Raw genomic sequence first — 16,961 nt, forward strand, 5'->3', positions numbered from 1 at the left:
AAGCCCTCTGCCCATGACGAACGACAACCGCTACCGCAAGCCCCTGCCCGGCACCGCCCTGCACTACTTTGACGCGCGCGCCGCCGTCGAAGACCTGGCGCCCGGCGCCTGGGCCGGCCTGCCCTACACCGCCCGCGTGCACGCGGAAAACCTGGTGCGCCGCGCCGATGCCGCACATCGGAATGGCTACCTGCGCCAGCTGATCGAGCGCCGGCGCGATGCCGACTTTCCGTGGTGGCCGGTGCGCGTGGTGTGCCACGACATCCTGGGGCAGACGGCGCTGGTCGATCTGGCCGGCCTGCGCGACGCCATTGCCGCCGCCGGGGGCGACCCGGCGCAGGTCAACCCGGTGGTGCCGGTGCAGCTGATCGTGGACCACTCGCTGGCCGTGGAGTGCGGCGGGTTCGAGCCGGATGCCTTCGCCAGGAACCGCGCCATCGAGGACCGGCGCAACGAGGACCGTTTCCACTTCATCGACTGGTGCCAGCAGGCCTTTGCCAACGTCGATGTCATCCCGGCGGGCAACGGGATCATGCACCAGATCAACCTGGAAAAAATGTCGCCCGTGGCCTGTGTGCAGGGCGGCGAGGTCTTCCCCGACACCTGCGTGGGCACCGACAGCCACACGCCGCACGTCGATGCGCTGGGCGTGATCGCGGTGGGCGTGGGCGGGCTGGAGGCCGAGACCGTGATGCTGGGCCGGCCCTCGTGGATGCGCCTGCCCGAGATCGTCGGCGTGCAGCTCACTGGGCGGCGCCCGCCGGGCATCACCGCCACCGACATCGTGCTGGCGCTGACCGAGTTTTTGCGCCAGCAAAAGGTGGTCGGCGCCTACCTCGAATTTTTCGGCGGCGGCGCGCGCTCCCTGACCATCGGCGACCGCGCGACCATCTCCAACATGTGTCCGGAATACGGCGCCACTGCCGCCCTGTTCGCCATCGACGAGCAGACGCTGCAGTACCTGCGCCTGACCGGGCGCGATGAGCAGCAGGTGCAGCTGGTGGACAACTACGCCCGCGCCGCCGGCCTGTGGGCGGATGCGCTGGCGCAGGTGCAGTACGAGCGCGTCTTGCATTTCGACCTCTCCAGCGTCGAGCGCAACCTGGCCGGACCGTCGAACCCCCACCGGCGCCTGCCCACCGCGCAGCTGGCCGAGCGCAGCATCGCGGTCGGTCTGGACAAGGCCCGCGCCGAAGAAGCGCAGGGCCTGATGCCCGATGGCGCCGTGATCATTGCCGCCATCACCAGCTGCACCAACACCAGCAACCCGCGCAACGTGATCGCCGCGGCGCTGCTGGCGCGCAACGCGCGGCGGCTGGGCTTGCAGCGCAAGCCCTGGGTCAAGACGTCGCTGGCGCCCGGCTCGCGCGCGGTCGAGCTGTATCTGCAGGAAGCCGGCCTGCTCGCTGACCTGGAAGCGCTGGGCTTTGGCATCGTCGGCTTCGCCTGCACCACCTGCAACGGCATGAGCGGTGCGCTCGATCCCGCCATCCAGCAGGAGATCGTTCAGCGCAACCTCTACACCACGGCCGTGCTTTCGGGCAACCGCAACTTCGACGGGCGCATCCATCCGTATGCGAAGCAGGCCTTCCTGGCCTCGCCGCCGCTGGTCGTGGCCTACGCGCTGGCCGGCACCATCCGCTTCGACATCGAGCGCGACGTGCTGGGCGTGGCGGATGGCCGCGAAGTGCGCCTGCGCGACCTGTGGCCCAGCGATGAGGAGATCGACGCCGTGGTGGCCGCCGCCGTGCGGCCCGAGCACTACCGCGCGGTGTACGAGCCCATGTTTGCCATCCGCCCAGCCGGCGCCCGGCGCGCCGCGCCGCAATACGCCTGGCGAGCGCAGTCCACCTACATCCGCCGCCCGCCCTATTGGGACACCGAGGGCATAGGCGCCCTGGCCGCGCACCCGCGCACGCTGCGGGGCCTGCGCCCGCTGGCCCTCCTGCCGGACAACATCACAACCGACCACCTCTCGCCCTCCAACGCCATCCTGGCGGACAGCGCGGCCGGCGAATACCTGGCGCGCATGGGCCTGCCGGAGGAGGATTTCAACTCCTACGCCACGCACCGCGGCGACCACCTGACGGCCCTGCGCGCCACCTTCGCCAACCCGACACTGAAGAACGAAATGGTGCGTGACGAAGCGGGCAACGTGCGCGCCGGCTCGCTCGCCCGTGTCGAGCCGGACGGCCAGGTCATGCGCATGTGGGAGGCCATCGAGACTTATCTCTCGCGCCGCCAGCCGCTCGTCATCATTGCCGGCACCGACTACGGCCAGGGGTCGAGCCGCGACTGGGCGGCCAAGGGCGTGCGGCTGGCGGGCGTGGAGGTGGTCGTGGCCGAGGGCTTCGAGCGCATCCACCGCACCAACCTGATCGGCATGGGCGTACTGCCGCTGGAGTTTTTGCCCGGCACCACGCGGCACACGCTGGGGCTGGACGGCACGGAGGTGTTCGACGTGCAGGGCGACGTGCAGGCGGGCGGCACGCTGGCGCTGCTGGTGCGCCGGCGCAGCGGCGCCGTGCAGCGCGTGCCGGTGCGCTGCCGGCTGGACACGGCGGACGAAGTGGCGGTGTATGCAGCCGGCGGCGTGCTGCAACGCTTTGCGCAGGACTTCCTGGCCCGCTCGGCCGAGCGCAAGATTGAAGCAAAATCAGCCTCCAGCGCCCACCTATCAAGCGCCAGCAGCTATCAATAAATGAGCAACAACAACACACTGCGCATCCCCGCCACGTATATGCGCGGGGGCACCAGCAAGGGCGTTTTCTTTCGCCTGGAAGACCTGCCCCCCGCCTGCCAGCAACCCGGCCGCGCGCGCGACCGCTTCTTGCAGCGCGTGATCGGCAGCCCCGACCCTTACGGCAAGCAGGTGGACGGCATGGGCGGCGCCACGTCCAGCACCAGCAAGTGCGTGATCGTGAGCCGCAGCACGCGCGCCGACCACGACGTGGACTACCTCTACGGCCAGGTCGCCGTCGAGGACGACTTCGTGGACTGGTCGGGCAACTGCGGCAACCTCACCGCCGCCGCCGCTGCCTTCGCCCTGCACGCCGGCCTGGTGCCGCCCGAGCGCATCCCGCAGGACGGCGCCTGCACCGTGCGCATCTGGCAGGCCAACATTGGCAAGACCATCCTGGCCCACGTGCCCGTCGCCGATGGCCAGGTGCAGGAGGCGGGCGGCTTCACGCTGGACGGCGTGGCCTCCCCGGCCGCCGAGATCGTGCTCGAATTCCTCGACCCCGCGCCCGAGGAGGAAGGCGCCAGCGGCGCCGTGCTGCCCACCGGCAACGCGCAGGACGTGCTCGACGTGCCCGGCATCGGCCGCTTCGTCGCCAGCTTCGTCAACGCCGGCATCCCCACCGTGTTCCTGAACGCGCACGAGCTGGGCTACACCGGCGCCGAGCTGCAACCCGCCATCAACGGCGACGCGGCGGCGCTGGCGCGGCTGGAGACCATCCGCGCCCACGCCGCCGTGCGCATGGGCCTGATTGCCGACGTGACCGAGGCCGCGCGCCGCCAGCACACGCCAAAAATCGCCTTCGTCGCGCCGCCGGCCGACTACACCGCATCCAGCGGCCGCCAAGTCGCGCAAGAGGACGTGGACGTGCTCGTGCGCGCCCTGTCCATGGGCCGGCTGCACCACGCCATGATGGGCACGGCGGCCGTCGCAATCGCCACCGCAGCGGCCATTCCCGGCACGCTGGTCTGCCAGGCGGCGGGCGGCGCAGCGCGCACCCACGTCCGCCTGGGCCACCCCAGCGGCACCCTGCGCGTGGGCGCCGAGGTGCAGCAAGGCGCGGACGGCCAGTGGCAGGCGCGCAAGGCCGTCATGAGCCGCAGCGCCCGCATCCTGATGGAAGGCTGGGTGCGCGTGCCCGCCGGCAGCTTCTGATTTTTCTGGACACCCTATGAGCACCAAACAACAGCTGCGCGCGCTGGCGGCCCAGCGCCGCGGCGTCCTCGTTCCCGGCGCGTTCAACGCCCTCTCGGCCCGCGTGGTGGCCGACATGGGCTTCGAGGCGATCTACGTCACCGGCGCCGGCGTGACCAACATGTGGCTGGGCCTGCCCGACCAGGGCTTTATGGGCCTGGCCGACATCGCAAATCACACCGCGCGCATCCGCGATGCGGTGGAGCTGCCGCTGATCGTCGATGCCGACACCGGCTTTGGCAACGCGCTGAACACCTACCACGCCGTGCGCACGCTCGAGCGCGCCGGCGCCGACTGCATCCAGCTCGAAGACCAGGTCAGCCCCAAGCGCTGCGGCCACTTCAGCGGCAAGGACGTGGTGGAGGCGAGCGAAATGGTCGGCAAGATCCGCGCCGCCTGCGACGCGCGGCGCGATGGCGACCTGCTCATCATGGCGCGTACCGACGCCGCCGCCATCCACGGCTTCGACGCCGCGGTGGAGCGGGCTCAAGCCTACGCCGAGGCGGGCGCTGACATCCTGTTCGTCGAGGCCGTGACCTCTGCCTCCGAAGTGCGCGCCCTGCCGCAACGCCTGGCCACGCCGCAGCTCATGAACATGGTCATCGGCGGCAAGACGCCCATCGTGGGCGCCGATGAGCTGGGCGCGCTGGGCTACGGCTTCGTGCTGTACGCCAACGCCGCGCTGCAGGGGGCGCTGGCCGGCATGCAAAAGGTGCTGGCCACGCTGCGCGACACGCGCGAGGTGCGCGAAGACCCGGCCCTGGTCGCGCCGTTTGCCGAGCGCCAGCGGCTGGTGGGCAAGCCCGCGTGGCATGCGCTGGAGCAGCGCTACCGCTAAAGCGCCGCCATCTGGGCGAAATCGGCCTCCAGCCCTTGCGGGACAAGCGCTGGGAGCTATTGAAAAGATAGCGCCTGCCCACCGGATCCGCAGGGCGCCTCTTGAATGGGAACCAAAGTGGCGCAAAATGCGCCATAAAGGAACCCGCACCATGGCCCAACCCGCTTTCTCTTCCGTCAAGCTGCCCGGCTCCCTCGTGGAGCAGGCGCGCCAGGCCGCCCAGCCGCTGCGCCGCTCGGTTGCCAGCCAGATCGAATACTGGGCCACGCTCGGCCAGATCGTCGAGCACACGGGCCTGAGCGTGCAGGACGCACGCGCCGCCATCGAGCAGTACGAGGCCGCCGCTGCGCAGGCCACGGCGCCCGTGTCGGTCGAAGCGCTCACCCAACGGCTGCTGGCCGCCCAGGCACGCGGCACGCTGGCCGAGCGCGTGCGCGAGGTGGTGCGCGAGAACCAGTCGCGCGCCCAGTGACGCGCCCCGCCGGCGGCGCCCACGCGGCGCCCTGCTGGTTCCACCTGCTGGCCGGGCCCAACGGCGCGGGCAAGTCCACGCTGTATCGCGCGCTGGTGCGCGAGGGCATCCTCGGCCCGCCGATGGAATTCGTGAACGCCGACCTGCACGAGCAGGCGCAGCTGCAGCACATCGCCGACGCGCAGGAGCGGTCGCTGGCCGCCCGCGCCTGGGCCGACGCGCGCCGCGCCGCGCTGATCGAGGCGGGCACGCCGTTCGCCAGCGAGACGGTGTTCTCGCACCCCTCCAAGCTGGCGCTCATCGACCACGCCCGCCGCCGCGGCTTCACCGTCGCGCTGCACGTGGTGGCGCTGGACGAGCCGCAGCGCCTGCTCGAGCGCGTGGCCCGGCGCGTGCGCGAGGGTGGCCACCCGGTGCCGCCCGAGCGCATCCTGGCGCGCCTGCCGCGCACCCTGGCGCTGCTGGCGCAGGCGGTGCGCCGGGCCGACGTGGCGTATCTGTATGACGGCGCCGAGGTCGAGGCTGGCGGCCCCCAGCTGGTGGCCGTGCGCACGCCGGCGGGGACGACCGAGCTGGCCACGCCGCTGCCCGCATGGGCGCAGGCCATGCTGCGCGCCGACTGAGCACCAATAAACCCGGTAAAAAAACAGCCTCCAGCGCTTGCTGGACAAGCGCTGGCAGCTCTCTTTTCAGGAGCACCCGCGCTGGCGCATGGCGAGGCGCTGCCACACAGGGCACCCGTTGACCGCCCGCGTACGCAGCAAAGGACCGCCGGGGCGCTGCCCGCTGCTCAGGGCACGAAGACGATGTGCTCGCCAGCGTGCGGGGGTGCGTTCCACACCTGCTCCACGTCGCGCAGCGGCACGGCCCGCGCGTCGATGCGAAAGCTGCCGCGGGCGATCTCGTGCACCAGCGCCGGCAGCTCCATCAGGATTTCCTGCTGCGGCACCGAGCCCAGCCCGCTGCCCACCAGGCGCAGATTGGCCGAGCGCAGCAGCGCACCGGCCAGCGCGGCCGATTCGCCCGCCACCGAGCCGATATGGATCCAGGTCAGCAGCTGGCTGCGGTCTGCGCGCCGCTCGACCAGCGTGTGCAGCGCGGCCATGGCGGGCGCGCCCCAGACGAAGTCGAGCACGACATCCACCTTGCGCGCCAGCGCGCCCAGCCGGGCTGCGTCGTCCAGCGCCACGGTGTCAGACGCGCCCAGCGCGGGGAGCTGCGCGAGCTGTTGCGAGTTGCGCCCCGCCGCGATGACCTGCGAGGCGCCCAGGTGGCGGGCAATCTGCACGGCCATGCGGCCGGCGCTGCCCGTGGCGCCCAGGATGAGCACCTTGTGCCCCCGCCGAAACGGCACGCGGCAGCGCAGTGCCAGCCACGACGCCATGGCCGGGTTCATCGCGCCGGCCACGGCGACCGGGTCGCTGCCGGGCGGCAGCTCGATGCTGTGGCCGGGCGCGATCACGGTCCTTTGCGCCATGGTGCCGGGCTGGCCGGGGGCCTGCGCGAAGTAGCGCAGCCGGCCATCGCTGCCGCGGCCGACGCCGTCCACCCCCGCGATTTGCGGCAGCTGTGCGGCGCGGGCGTAGTGCGCTGCGGACGCGCGCCCGCGGGCCAGGTGGTGCAGGCCGGCGGCGAGCACATCGACCTGCATCTCGCCGGGCTCGGCAGCTATCGGTTCGCCAAAGTCGCCATAGTGCGGCGCACGGTCGAAGGTGGTGATGACGGCGGCTTTCATGGGTGGCTCCTGCATTAAGTTCGTAATGCGATCTATTTTTGATGCGTATTACGAACTATGTCAAGATGCTTTCCACCATGAGCAGAAAAAAAATGAGCGCACCGCCCTCCGACGTCTTTCACGAAGACCTGGCCAATGCGCTGGTGCCGGTCGCCTTTGCCACCATGGCCGTGCTCAACAAGATAGGCGCCGAGAACGATCTCTCGCTCACGCTGCTGCGCACGCTGGGCATCCTGCGCGACCGCCGCCCGCGCATGGCGGAACTGGCCGAACACCTGGGGCTGGAAAAGCAGACCCTGTCGGGGCTGGTTGCACGCGCTGAAAAACGCGGCCTGGTGGCCCGCGCGCCCAATGCGCACGACGGCCGGGCGACGGACGTGTCGCTGACGGAGGAAGGCGCTGCGCTGGTCCAGCGCCTGCATGCGCAGGCGCAGCAGGCGCTGGCGCCCCTGGCCGAGCACCTCAGCGCGGCGGACCAGCGCGTGCTGCAAGAGCTGCTCCAGCGCATGCACCGCCGCTACGGCGCCTGACGGGCCTGGCCGGGCGGCTGCGCGGGGCAGGCAAGCGGGCGCCCGGCCGGCCTACAGCAGCTGCACCCCCTTGAGCGTGACGAAGCTCGTCTCGCGCGTGACCGCTACAAAATCCTGCATCCACGGCCTGCTGGACAGCTGCGGCAGGCAGGCCGCGTGCAGTTCGCCGCGCAGGCCCTGCGGCCCGATGGGGCGGGCCTGCACGTAGCCACGCTCCAGGTAGCCCTGCACCGCCCACACGGGCAGCGCGGCCACGCCCCGGCCGCTGGCCACCAGCTGCAGCATGGCCACGGTGAGCTCGGTGGTGCGCCGCGGCGGGCGCACGCCGGCGGGCTCCAGCACCTGGCGCACCAGGTCCAGCATGTCGTTGGGCACGGGGTAGGTGATGAGCGTCTGGTCGGCAAAGTCCTGCGCCTGCAGATGCGGCTTGGCCAGCAGCGCGTGGCCATGCGCCAGCAGGGCGCGGATCTCGAAGGCGAACAGCGCGTGGTGGTCGACCGCGGCCGCGTCGCCTGCGTCCACCTCCGAGACGATGGCCACGTCCGCCCGGCCCTGGTGCAGCAGGCCCACCGGGTCGGCGTGAAAGCCGCTCACGATGTCCAGCTCCACCTCGGGCCAGCGGGCGCGAAAGGCGTCCATGGCCGGCATCAGCCAGTCAAAGCAGGTGTGGCACTCCACGGCGATGCGCAGCTGCCCGCCCTGGCCCTGCACCAGCCGCGCCACGTCGCGCTCGGCCGCCTCGATCTGCGGCAGCACGGCGTCGGCCAGCAGCAAGAGCCGGCTGCCGGCGGCGCTGAACTGCGGCGGCACCGACTTGCGCTCGAACAGCGGCGCGCCGTAGCGCTCTTCCAGCAACTTCACCTGGTGCGACAGGGCGGACTGCGTCAGGTTGAGCAGCTGCGCCGCGCGCACCAGGCTGCCGCTGTCACGCAGGGCTTGCAGGGTGCGCAGGTGGCGCACCTCCAGGATGGATTGAATCATCGAAATTATTCAAGTTGAACAGCTAAAACTTTCGTTTGAATAATAAACGCAGGCGGCAGACCATCGGGGCTATTCCATTTCCCACCAGGAGCCCCCCGCCGTGACCACCGCCGCCCCCACCCGCCCCGTCCTCACCCACACGCTGGGCTTTCCGCGCATGGGCGCGGCGCGCGAACTGAAATTCGCCCTGGAGCGCCACTGGCGCGGCGAGATCGACGCTGCCGCGCTGCAAGCCGTGGGCGCCGAGCTGCGCGCGCGCCACTGGCAGGCGCAGCGCGACGCCGGCCTGGGCCTCGTCACCGTGGGCGACTTTGCCTATTACGACCACGTGGCCAACCACATCCAGCTGCTGGGCTGCGAGCCGGCGCGCTTCGGCTTTGCGCCCGGCGCGCCCGAGCTGGCGCGCTACTTCGCCCTGGCGCGCGGCACCACCGGCCACGACCCGCAGGCCTGCGGCGCCGGCTGCGCGCACGGCCATGCGGCGCCCGAGGGCCACGCGGCGCTGGAGATGACCAAGTGGTTCGACACCAACTACCACTACCTGGTGCCCGAGCTGCACGCGGATACGCAATTCCACCTGGCCAGCGAGCGCCTGTTCGACGAGGTGCGCGAGGCGCAGGCGCTGGGCCACGCCGTCAAGGCCCAGCTCGTCGGCCCGCTCACCTTCCTGTGGTTGGCCAAGGACAAGGGTGATGCGCCCTTCGACCGCCTGGCGCTGCTGGAGCGCCTGCTGCCGGTGTATGCGCAGATCCTGGCGTGCCTGAAAGACCTGGGCGTGCAGTGGGTACAGATCGACGAGCCCATCCTCGGCCTGGAGCTGCCCGCCGCCTGGAGCCAGGCCTTCGAGCCCGCCTACTGGCAGCTGGGCAAGGCCGGCCCACAGGTGCTGCTGGCGACGTATTTCTCCCCCTTGCAGGACAACCTGCGCCTGGCCTGCCAGCTGCCTGTGGCCGGCCTGCACGTGGACGCCGTGCGCGCCCCCGAGGAGCTGACCGGCGTGGCCGACTGGCTGCCGGGCTACAAGGTGCTGTCGGTGGGCATCGTCGATGGGCGCAACATCTGGCGCTGCGACCCGGACGCGGCGCTGGCGCTGCTCGCACCCATAGCCGCCAAGCACCCGGGCCCGCTGTGGCTGGCGCCTTCGTGCTCGCTGCTGCACGTGCCGCAGTCGCTCAAGGGCGAAGAGCGGCTGGATGGCGAACTGCGCTCGTGGCTCGCCTTTGCCGAAGAAAAGCTGCATGAACTGGCCCTGCTTGCCGCCCTGCTGGATGGCAGCGCGCAGCAGCAGGGCCCGCGCCTGGCCGCCGCCCGCGCCGTCATCGCCAGCCGCCGCGCCAGCGCCCGCGTGCACCGCGCAGACGTCGCCCGCCGCCTGGCCGATGCCCCGGCCGGCGCCGACCAGCGCCGCGCTCCCTTTGCCGCGCGCCGGCTGGTGCAGCGCACGCGGCTGCCCCTGCCGCTCTTGCCCACCACCACCATAGGCTCGTTCCCGCAGACGGCGCAGATCCGCGCCGCGCGGGCCGCGCACCGGCGCGGCCAGCTGCCCACGCAGGATTACGAAGCGCAGATGCGCGCCGAGATCGCGGACGTGGTGCGCCGCCAGGAAGCCCTGGGCCTGGACGTGCTGGTGCATGGCGAGGCCGAGCGCAACGACATGGTCGAATACTTCGGCGAGCAGCTGGCGGGCTTTGCCTTCACGGCAAACGGCTGGGTGCAAAGCTATGGCTCGCGCTGCGTCAAGCCGCCCATTCTGTACGGCGACGTGGCGCGCGATACGCCCATGACGGTGGCCTGGACGCAGTACGCGCAAAGCCTCACCGACCGCCCCATGAAGGGCATGCTGACCGGGCCGGTGACCATCCTGCAATGGTCCTTCGTGCGCGACGACCAGCCGCGCAGCCGCACCTGCGAGCAGATCGCCTGGGCCATCCGCGACGAGGTGGTGGACCTGGAGAAAGCCGGCATCGCCATCGTGCAGATCGACGAGCCGGCCATCCGCGAGGGCCTGCCGCTGCGCCGCGCGCAGTGGCAGCAGTATCTCGCCTGGGCCACGCGGGCGTTTCGCATCGCCGCCAGCGGCGTGGGCAATGGCACGCAGATCCACACCCACATGTGCTACAGCGAGTTCAACGACATCCTGCCGGCCATCGCCGCGCTGGACGCGGACGTGATCACCATCGAGACCAGCCGCTCGCACATGGAGCTGCTCACGGCCTTTGGCGACTGGCGCTACCCGAACGAGATCGGCCCGGGCGTGTACGACATCCACTCGCCGCGCGTGCCGGGCGAGGGCGAGATGCTGCACCTGCTGCGCCGCGCCGCGCAGGTGGTGCCGGTGCAGCACCTGTGGGTCAACCCCGACTGCGGCCTGAAGACGCGTGCCTGGCCCGAGACCGAGGCCGCGCTGCGCGCCATGGTGCAGGCCACGCGCCAGCTGCGCGCCGAGCTGGCGCCTGCGGCCAGCGCGCCGGCGCCGCAGGCCCTGCCGGCCTGAGCCGGCAGGTATTGGAGCCAAATCGGCCTCTAGCGCTTTCTGGGCTTGCGCTGGCAGCTATGTAAACCATAGCAACCAGCGGCCCGCCCGCAGCGCCCGGGCCGGCTCAGTCCTCGTCGCGCCGGTGCACCAGCCGGTACAGCACCGGCAGCACCAGCAGCGTCAGCAGCGTGGACGACAGGATGCCGCCAATCACCACCGTCGCCAGCGGGCGCTGCACCTCGGCGCCGGTGCCGGTGGCGATCGCCATGGGCACGAAGCCCAGCGAGGCCACCAGCGCCGTCATCAGCACCGGGCGCAGCCGCGCCAGCGCACCTTCGCGGATGGCCTGCATCAGCGGCATGCCTTCGCTTTGCAGATTGCGGATGAAGGCAATCATCACCAGCCCGTTGAGTACCGCCACGCCCGACAGCGCGATGAAGCCCACCGCCGCCGTGATCGACAGCGGAATGCCGCGCAGCCACAGCGCCAGCACGCCGCCGGTGAGCGCGAACGGGATGCCGGTGAAGACGATCAGCCCGTCGCGCGCATTGCCGAACATGGCAAACAGCAGCGCAAACACCAACAGCAGCGCCACCGGCACCACCAGCTGCAGCCGCCGGGTGGCCGACTGCAGGTTCTCGAACTGCCCGCCCCAGGCCGTCCAGTAGCCGGCGGGCAGCCGCGTGGTGGCCAGGGCCGTCTGCGCGTCTGCCACGAAGCCGCCCAGGTCGCGCCCGCGCACGTTGGCGCTGACGACGATGCGCCGCTTGCCGTTTTCGCGGCTGACCTGGTTGGGCCCGGGCGACAGCTCCAGGCGCGCCACCTCCGACAGCGGGATGAACAGCGCCCGGCCGCTGGCGTCGCGCGCGCCTGGCAGCGCAATCGGCAGGCTCTGCAGGGCCTGCAGGTCGCCGCGCAGCTGCTCGGGCAGGCGCACCACGATGTCAAAGCGCCGGTCGCCCTCGAACATGGTGCCGGCGTTTTGCCCGCCCACCGCCGTGACCAGCGTGGCCTGCACGTCGGCGATGTTCAGGCCGTGGCGCGCGGCGCGCTCGCGGTCGATGTTGACGCTGAGCATGGGCAGGCCGGTGGTCTGCTCCACCCGGACCTCGGTGGCGCCGGGCACGGCGGCCAGCACCTGCGCCACCTGCTGCGCGCTGCGCTCGAGCACCTGCATGTCGTCGCCGAAGATCTTCACGGCCACGTCGCTGCGCACGCCCGAGATCAGCTCGTTGAAGCGCAGCTGTATGGGCTGCGAGAACTCGTAGCTGCTGCCCGGCACCTCGGCGGCCGCCTGCTGGATGGCGGCCAGCAGCTCGTCGCGGCTCTTGCGCGGCCGCGGCCACTGGCTCTCGGGCTTGAGCATCACGTAGCCGTCCGAGATGTTGGGCGGCATGGCGTCCGAGGCAATCTCCGCCGTGCCGGTGCGTGCAAACACGCGCTCGATCTCGGGGAACTGGGCCTTCAGGCGCGATTCCAGCTGCTGCTGCATCTGCACCGACTGCGTGAGGCTGGTGCCCGGCACGCGCAGCGCCTGGATAGCGAAGTCGCCCTCGTTCAGGCTGGGCACAAACTCGCTGCCCAGCCGCGCAGCCAGCAGCAGGGCCAGCACTACGGCGACGGCCGCGGCCGTCAGCGTGACGGCGCGCGCCGCCAGCACTGCATCGAGCAGCGGCGCATAGGCGCTGCGCGCCCAGCGCATCAGGCGGTTTTCCTTCTCGGCCACGCGCTCGCCGATGAACAGCGCCACCGCTGCCGGGATGAAGGTCACCGACAGCACCATGGCCGACAGCAGCGCGATCACCACTGTCAGCGCCATGGGATGGAACATCTTGCCCTCCACCCCGCCCAGGGCAAAGATCGGCAGGTACACGATCATGATGATTAGCTGGCCGAACAGCAGCGCGCGGCGCGCCTCGCGCGAGGCGGCATAGACCTCGTGGAAGCGCTCGGTGCGCGTGAGCGGGCGGCCGTGGCGCTCCTGCGCGTGGGCCAGGCGGCGCACGCAGTTTTCCACGATGACCACCGCGCCGTCCACGATGATGCCGAAGTCCAGCGCGCCCAGGCTCATCAGGTTGGCGCTGACCTTCTGGCTGACCATGCCGGTGAATGTGAACAGCATGGACAGCGGGATGACCGCCGCCGTGATGAGCGCCGCGCGGATGTTGCCCAGGAACAGGAACAGCACCGCGATCACCAGCACCGCGCCTTCCAGCAGGTTCTTCTTGACCGTGGCGATGGCCTTGTCCACCAACACCGTGCGGTCATAGACCGTGACGGCGCGCACGCCCTCGGGCAGGCCGCGGTTGATCTCCTCCATCTTGCGCGCCACGGCCTGGGCCACGCTGCGGCTGTTCTCGCCGATCAGCATGAACACCGTGCCCAGCACCACCTCGCGGCCGTTGTCGGTGGCCGCGCCGGTGCGCAGCTCCTGGCCCAGCTGCACCTGGGCCACGTCGCGCACGCGCACCGGCGTGGCGCCGCGCACGGCCAGCACCACTTCGCCCAGGTCCTGCGTGCCGCGCACCTGGCCGGGCGCGCGCACCAGGTACTGCTCGCCGCGCCGCTCGATGTAGCCGGCGCCCACGTTGGCGTTGTTTTGCTGCAGCGCGTTGACCAGGTCGGCCAGCGACAGGCCGAACGCCGCCAGGCGCTGCGGGTCGGGGGCGATCTGGTACTCCTTGGCCCAGCCGCCGATGGTGTTGATCTCTGTCACCCCGGGCACGTTGCGCAGCTGCGGCTTGATGATCCAGTCCTGAATCTCGCGCAGGTCGGTGGGCGAGTACGGCGTGCCGTCGGCCTTGCGCGCGCCCTCCTCGGCCTCCACGATCCACAGGAAGATCTCGCCCAGGCCTGTGGAGATCGGCCCGGCCGCCGGCTGCACGCCCGGCGGCAGCTGGCCCAGGGCGGACTGCAGCCGCTCGTTGACCAGCTGGCGGGCGAAGTACACGTCGGTGCCGTCGCGGAAGATGGCCGTGACCTGCGACAGGCCGTAGCGCGAGGTCGAGCGCGTCTCCAGCAGCCCGGGCAGGCCGGCCATGGCGGTCTCGATGGGGAAGGTGATGCGCTGCTCGGTCTCCAGCGGCGAATAGCCGGGCGCGGGCGTGTTCACCTGCACCTGCACGTTGGTGATGTCGGGCACCGCGTCGATGGACAGGCGCTGGTAGTTGTAGGCGCCCAGCAGCGCCATGCCCAGCACGGTCAGCAAGACCAGCCAGCGCTGCTCGATGGCAAAGCGAATGATGCGTTCAAACATGTTGCGTGCGCTCCATCAATGCTCGTGCGCCGCCGAGCCCTTGCCCAGCTCTGACTTGACGATGAAGCTGCCCTGCGCCGCATACACCGCGCCGGCCGGCAGGCCCTGCACGATCTCGGTCATGCGCTCGTCGCTGCGCCCGGTCTGCACGGCCTGGGCCACGAAGGCCTCGCCCTGGCGCACGAAGACCACGCTGCGCCCGTCCTGGCTTTGCAGCGCGCTGCCGAGCACGGCCACCGGCACCTGCGCCTGCTGCGTGATGACTTCCACGTTCACGAACAGCCCCGGCCGCCAGGCCCCTGCCGGGTTGGGCAGCGTGACGCGGGCGGTGGCCGCGCGGCTTTGCTCGCCCATGAGGGCGCTGACGTAGGAGATCTCGCCCTGCGCGCTGGCCTGCGAGGCGCCGGCGCGCACGGTGGCGCTCTCGCCCACGCGCACCTGCGCCAGCTCGTGCGCGGCCACGCTGACCTGCGCCCACACCGTGCCCAGGTCGGCCACGGTGAAGGCGCTGGTGTCCTCGCGCGCGGCCTCGCCCAGCGTCAGGTGGCGCTCCACCACCACGCCATCAAACGGCGCGCGCAGCTCGATGCGGGCCAGGTCGGCGCTGTCGGGCGCCGCGCCCAGGGCGCGCAGCTTGTGCGTGGCGTTGGCCACGGCGATGTCGCTTTCCTGCCAGGCCTGGCGGGCCTGCAGCATGTCCTGGCGGGCGGAGATCTTTTCTTCCCACAGCTGGGTCTCGCGCTCGTAGGTGGCGCGCGCCAGCTCGCGGCGGCGGCGCGCCGACTGCAACTCCGCGCGCAGCTCGGAGACGGCGCTGCTGGAGAGCACCGCCAGCACCTGGCCGCGGCGCACCTGCTGGCCGACGCTGGCCGACACGCTCTCCACCACGCCGGCCGCGCGCGGCACGATGTGCGCCGTGCGGTCTTCGTTCAGGCGGATCTCGCCAGGCAGTCGCAGCACGCTGGCGATGCCCGCCGGGCCGGCGGCCTGCAGCTCGACGCCGGCGGCGGCCAGCTGCGCGTCGCTCAGCTGCACGCGGGCGGGTTCTTCGTCGCCGTGCTTGTCACCGTGCTCGCCGCCGCCGTGCTCAGGGCTCTCGGCCTTCTTTGCGTCCTTGCCATGCGCGCCCTTGGCGTCATCGTCCCCATGGCCATCCTTCTCGTGGCCATCCTTCTCGTGGCCGGCCGCAGCTTCGACCGCGGCGGCGGGCTGCGCCGGCTGCGGGCGCAGGATCAGGGCAGCGCCGGCCACGCCGGCCAGCACCAGCAGGGCAATGGCCAGCGCATGCCGGCGGGACAGGCGCTGGCGCGCGCGGGGTTCGTGGGAGGTTTGGTTCATGAGCGGTCTCCGGCGGCGGAGCGGGCGGGAAGAAGGGTGGCGGGGTCGTCGGTGGTGGTGGTGGACGCCGGACCGGGCGGCTCGCCCAGCAGGCGCTGCAGCTCGGCGGCGGCGCGCAGCTGCTGGGCATGCGCTTCCAGCTGCTGGCCTTGAGCCTGCTGCAGGCTGCGCTGGGCGTCCAGCACGTCCAGCAGGGCGAACTTGCCCAGCTCGAAGCCGCGCACGGCCAGCTCGAACGCCTCGCGCGAGGCCGGCAGCACCTGGGCCTGCAGCATCTGCAGCTCGGCGTCGGCCAGCGCATGGCGGCGCAGCGCCTGCTGCACCTCTTCGCGCACGCGCAGCTCGGTGGCGCGCAGCTGCTCGCGCGCCTGGTCCTCGCGGGCCAGGGCCTCCTGCAGGGCGCCCTGGTTGCGGTCCAGCAGCGGCAGGGGCACGGACAGGCCCAGCACCCACTGCGTGCGCTGCAGCTCGGCGGCGCGCTTGGCGCCCACGCTCAGCGTGACGTCGGGCGTTTGCCTGGCCTGCTCCACCTGCACCAGCGCCTGCAGGCGCTGCACCTCCAGGCGCGCCTGCACCAGCGCCGGGGCCTGGGCCACGCGCTGCAGGGCGTCGCCCGTCACGGCGGCGCTCGGCCAGGCCGGCGCCAGGCCGGGCAGGGGCACATCGTCGTAGTCCCCGCCCCCCTGGCCCATCAGCGTGCGCAGCCGGAGCCAGGCGGCGCGCTGCGCCTGGCCGGCCTGCAGCTGCTGCAGCCGCGCCGTGGCCTCGGCCGCCTGGGCGCGGCCTTCCTCCAGCGGGGGCGCCTTGCCGGCGGCCACGCGCCGGCGGGCGGCGGTGCTGGCGCGCTCGGCCAGGGCGTGCGCCTGCTCGGCTTGCAGCTGGCGCTGCGCGCCGATTTGCAGCTCGTAATAGGCCGCCATGACGTCCGCGCGCAGCTCGGCGCGGCGCATGTGCAGCGCGGCGCGCGCCAGGGCGGCGCCCTGCTGCGCCACGGCCTGGCGCGCCTGGCGCTTGCCGCCGAGTTCAAGCGCCTGCGACAGCGCCACCGTGGTGGTGCGCGTGGCCGCGCGCGTGTCCTCCAGCTGCAGCTCCAGCACCGGGTTGGGCCGCGCCTGGGCCTGCTGCTGCGCGGCCTCGCTGGCGCGCACGTCATGCTGCGCGGCGGCCAGCAGCGGGCTGGCCTGCAGCGCGGCGGCCAGCGCCTGCTCCAGCGTCAGCACGGCCGGCGCGGGCGCGCCGGTCGCGGGGGCGGCAGCGCCAGCCGGCGCGGGCAGCGGCGCGCCTGCGGGCTGGGCCTGCGCCAGCGGCGCGCAGGCCAGCAGGCTGGCGGCCAGGGGCACGCGCAGCCTTTGAAAAGGGTGTGTCATCCAAAAAGTCCGAGAGTGATGGAAAAAGGCAAAA

12 protein-coding genes are annotated in these 16,961 nt (G+C 71.7%); 7 read left to right on the plus strand and 5 right to left on the minus strand.

What is annotated here, in order from left to right; translation table 11 throughout:
• Positions 1-13: 13 nt before the first annotated feature.
• From acnD to C7H73_RS11780, 5 genes are all read left to right on the plus strand, one after another.
• Entirely contained in the window at positions 14-2,701 is a 2,688-nt protein-coding gene (acnD, locus tag C7H73_RS11760; protein WP_106846814.1) for a Fe/S-dependent 2-methylisocitrate dehydratase AcnD, read from the plus strand.
• Positions 2,702-3,895, plus strand: a complete 1,194-nt coding sequence (gene prpF / locus C7H73_RS11765) for a 2-methylaconitate cis-trans isomerase PrpF (RefSeq protein ID WP_106846815.1) — start codon at positions 2,702-2,704, stop codon at positions 3,893-3,895.
• 16 nt (positions 3,896-3,911) lie between these two features.
• Positions 3,912-4,772: an isocitrate lyase/PEP mutase family protein gene (locus C7H73_RS11770; protein ID WP_106846816.1), complete on the plus strand. Its 861-nt coding sequence runs from the start codon at positions 3,912-3,914 to the stop codon at positions 4,770-4,772.
• A 151-nt stretch (positions 4,773-4,923) separates the two neighbouring features.
• On the plus strand, positions 4,924-5,244 hold the full coding sequence (locus C7H73_RS11775; RefSeq protein WP_106846817.1) for a TA system antitoxin ParD family protein: 321 nt from the start codon (positions 4,924-4,926) through the stop codon (positions 5,242-5,244).
• Positions 5,241-5,867 carry an AAA family ATPase gene (locus C7H73_RS11780; RefSeq protein WP_106846818.1) on the plus strand — a complete coding sequence of 209 codons (627 nt, stop codon included), beginning with the start codon at positions 5,241-5,243 and terminating at the stop codon, positions 5,865-5,867. Before C7H73_RS11775 ends, C7H73_RS11780 begins: the two co-directional genes overlap by 4 nt.
• A gap of 167 nt (positions 5,868-6,034) precedes the next feature.
• On the opposite strand, the gene C7H73_RS11785 is transcribed toward C7H73_RS11780, so the two are convergent.
• Positions 6,035-6,979, minus strand: coding sequence for a quinone oxidoreductase family protein (locus tag C7H73_RS11785; RefSeq protein WP_106846819.1), 945 nt, complete (start codon positions 6,977-6,979; stop codon positions 6,035-6,037).
• A gap of 92 nt (positions 6,980-7,071) precedes the next feature.
• On the opposite strand from C7H73_RS11785, the gene C7H73_RS11790 reads away from it, so the two are divergent.
• A complete protein-coding gene (locus C7H73_RS11790) occupies positions 7,072-7,509 on the plus strand; it encodes a MarR family winged helix-turn-helix transcriptional regulator (RefSeq protein WP_106846820.1) in 438 nt (145 codons plus the stop codon).
• A gap of 51 nt (positions 7,510-7,560) precedes the next feature.
• Here C7H73_RS11790 and C7H73_RS11795 read toward each other — a convergent pair whose 3' ends face one another.
• Complete coding sequence (locus tag C7H73_RS11795) at positions 7,561-8,490, minus strand: LysR family transcriptional regulator (RefSeq protein WP_106846821.1); 930 nt, start codon at positions 8,488-8,490, stop codon at positions 7,561-7,563.
• A 157-nt stretch (positions 8,491-8,647) separates the two neighbouring features.
• On the opposite strand from C7H73_RS11795, the gene metE reads away from it, so the two are divergent.
• Complete coding sequence (gene metE / locus C7H73_RS11800) at positions 8,648-10,984, plus strand: 5-methyltetrahydropteroyltriglutamate--homocysteine S-methyltransferase (protein WP_106847654.1); 2,337 nt, start codon at positions 8,648-8,650, stop codon at positions 10,982-10,984.
• 106 nt (positions 10,985-11,090) lie between these two features.
• Here metE and C7H73_RS11805 read toward each other — a convergent pair whose 3' ends face one another.
• From C7H73_RS11805 to C7H73_RS11815, 3 genes are read right to left on the minus strand one after another with little or no spacing between them, the layout of a single operon-like run.
• Positions 11,091-14,222 carry a CusA/CzcA family heavy metal efflux RND transporter gene (locus tag C7H73_RS11805; RefSeq protein WP_106846822.1) on the minus strand — a complete coding sequence of 1,044 codons (3,132 nt, stop codon included), beginning with the start codon at positions 14,220-14,222 and terminating at the stop codon, positions 11,091-11,093.
• 15 nt (positions 14,223-14,237) lie between these two features.
• Positions 14,238-15,560: an efflux RND transporter periplasmic adaptor subunit gene (locus tag C7H73_RS11810; RefSeq protein WP_106846823.1), complete on the minus strand. Its 1,323-nt coding sequence runs from the start codon at positions 15,558-15,560 to the stop codon at positions 14,238-14,240.
• A complete protein-coding gene (locus C7H73_RS11815) occupies positions 15,557-16,927 on the minus strand; it encodes a TolC family protein (RefSeq protein WP_106846824.1) in 1,371 nt (456 codons plus the stop codon). The genes C7H73_RS11810 and C7H73_RS11815 overlap by 4 nt, the downstream gene beginning before the upstream one ends.
• Positions 16,928-16,961: the final 34 nt, after the last annotated feature.

This window comes from Pulveribacter suum, from assembly GCF_003013695.1.
Lineage (GTDB): Bacteria > Pseudomonadota > Gammaproteobacteria > Burkholderiales > Burkholderiaceae_C > Melaminivora > Melaminivora suum.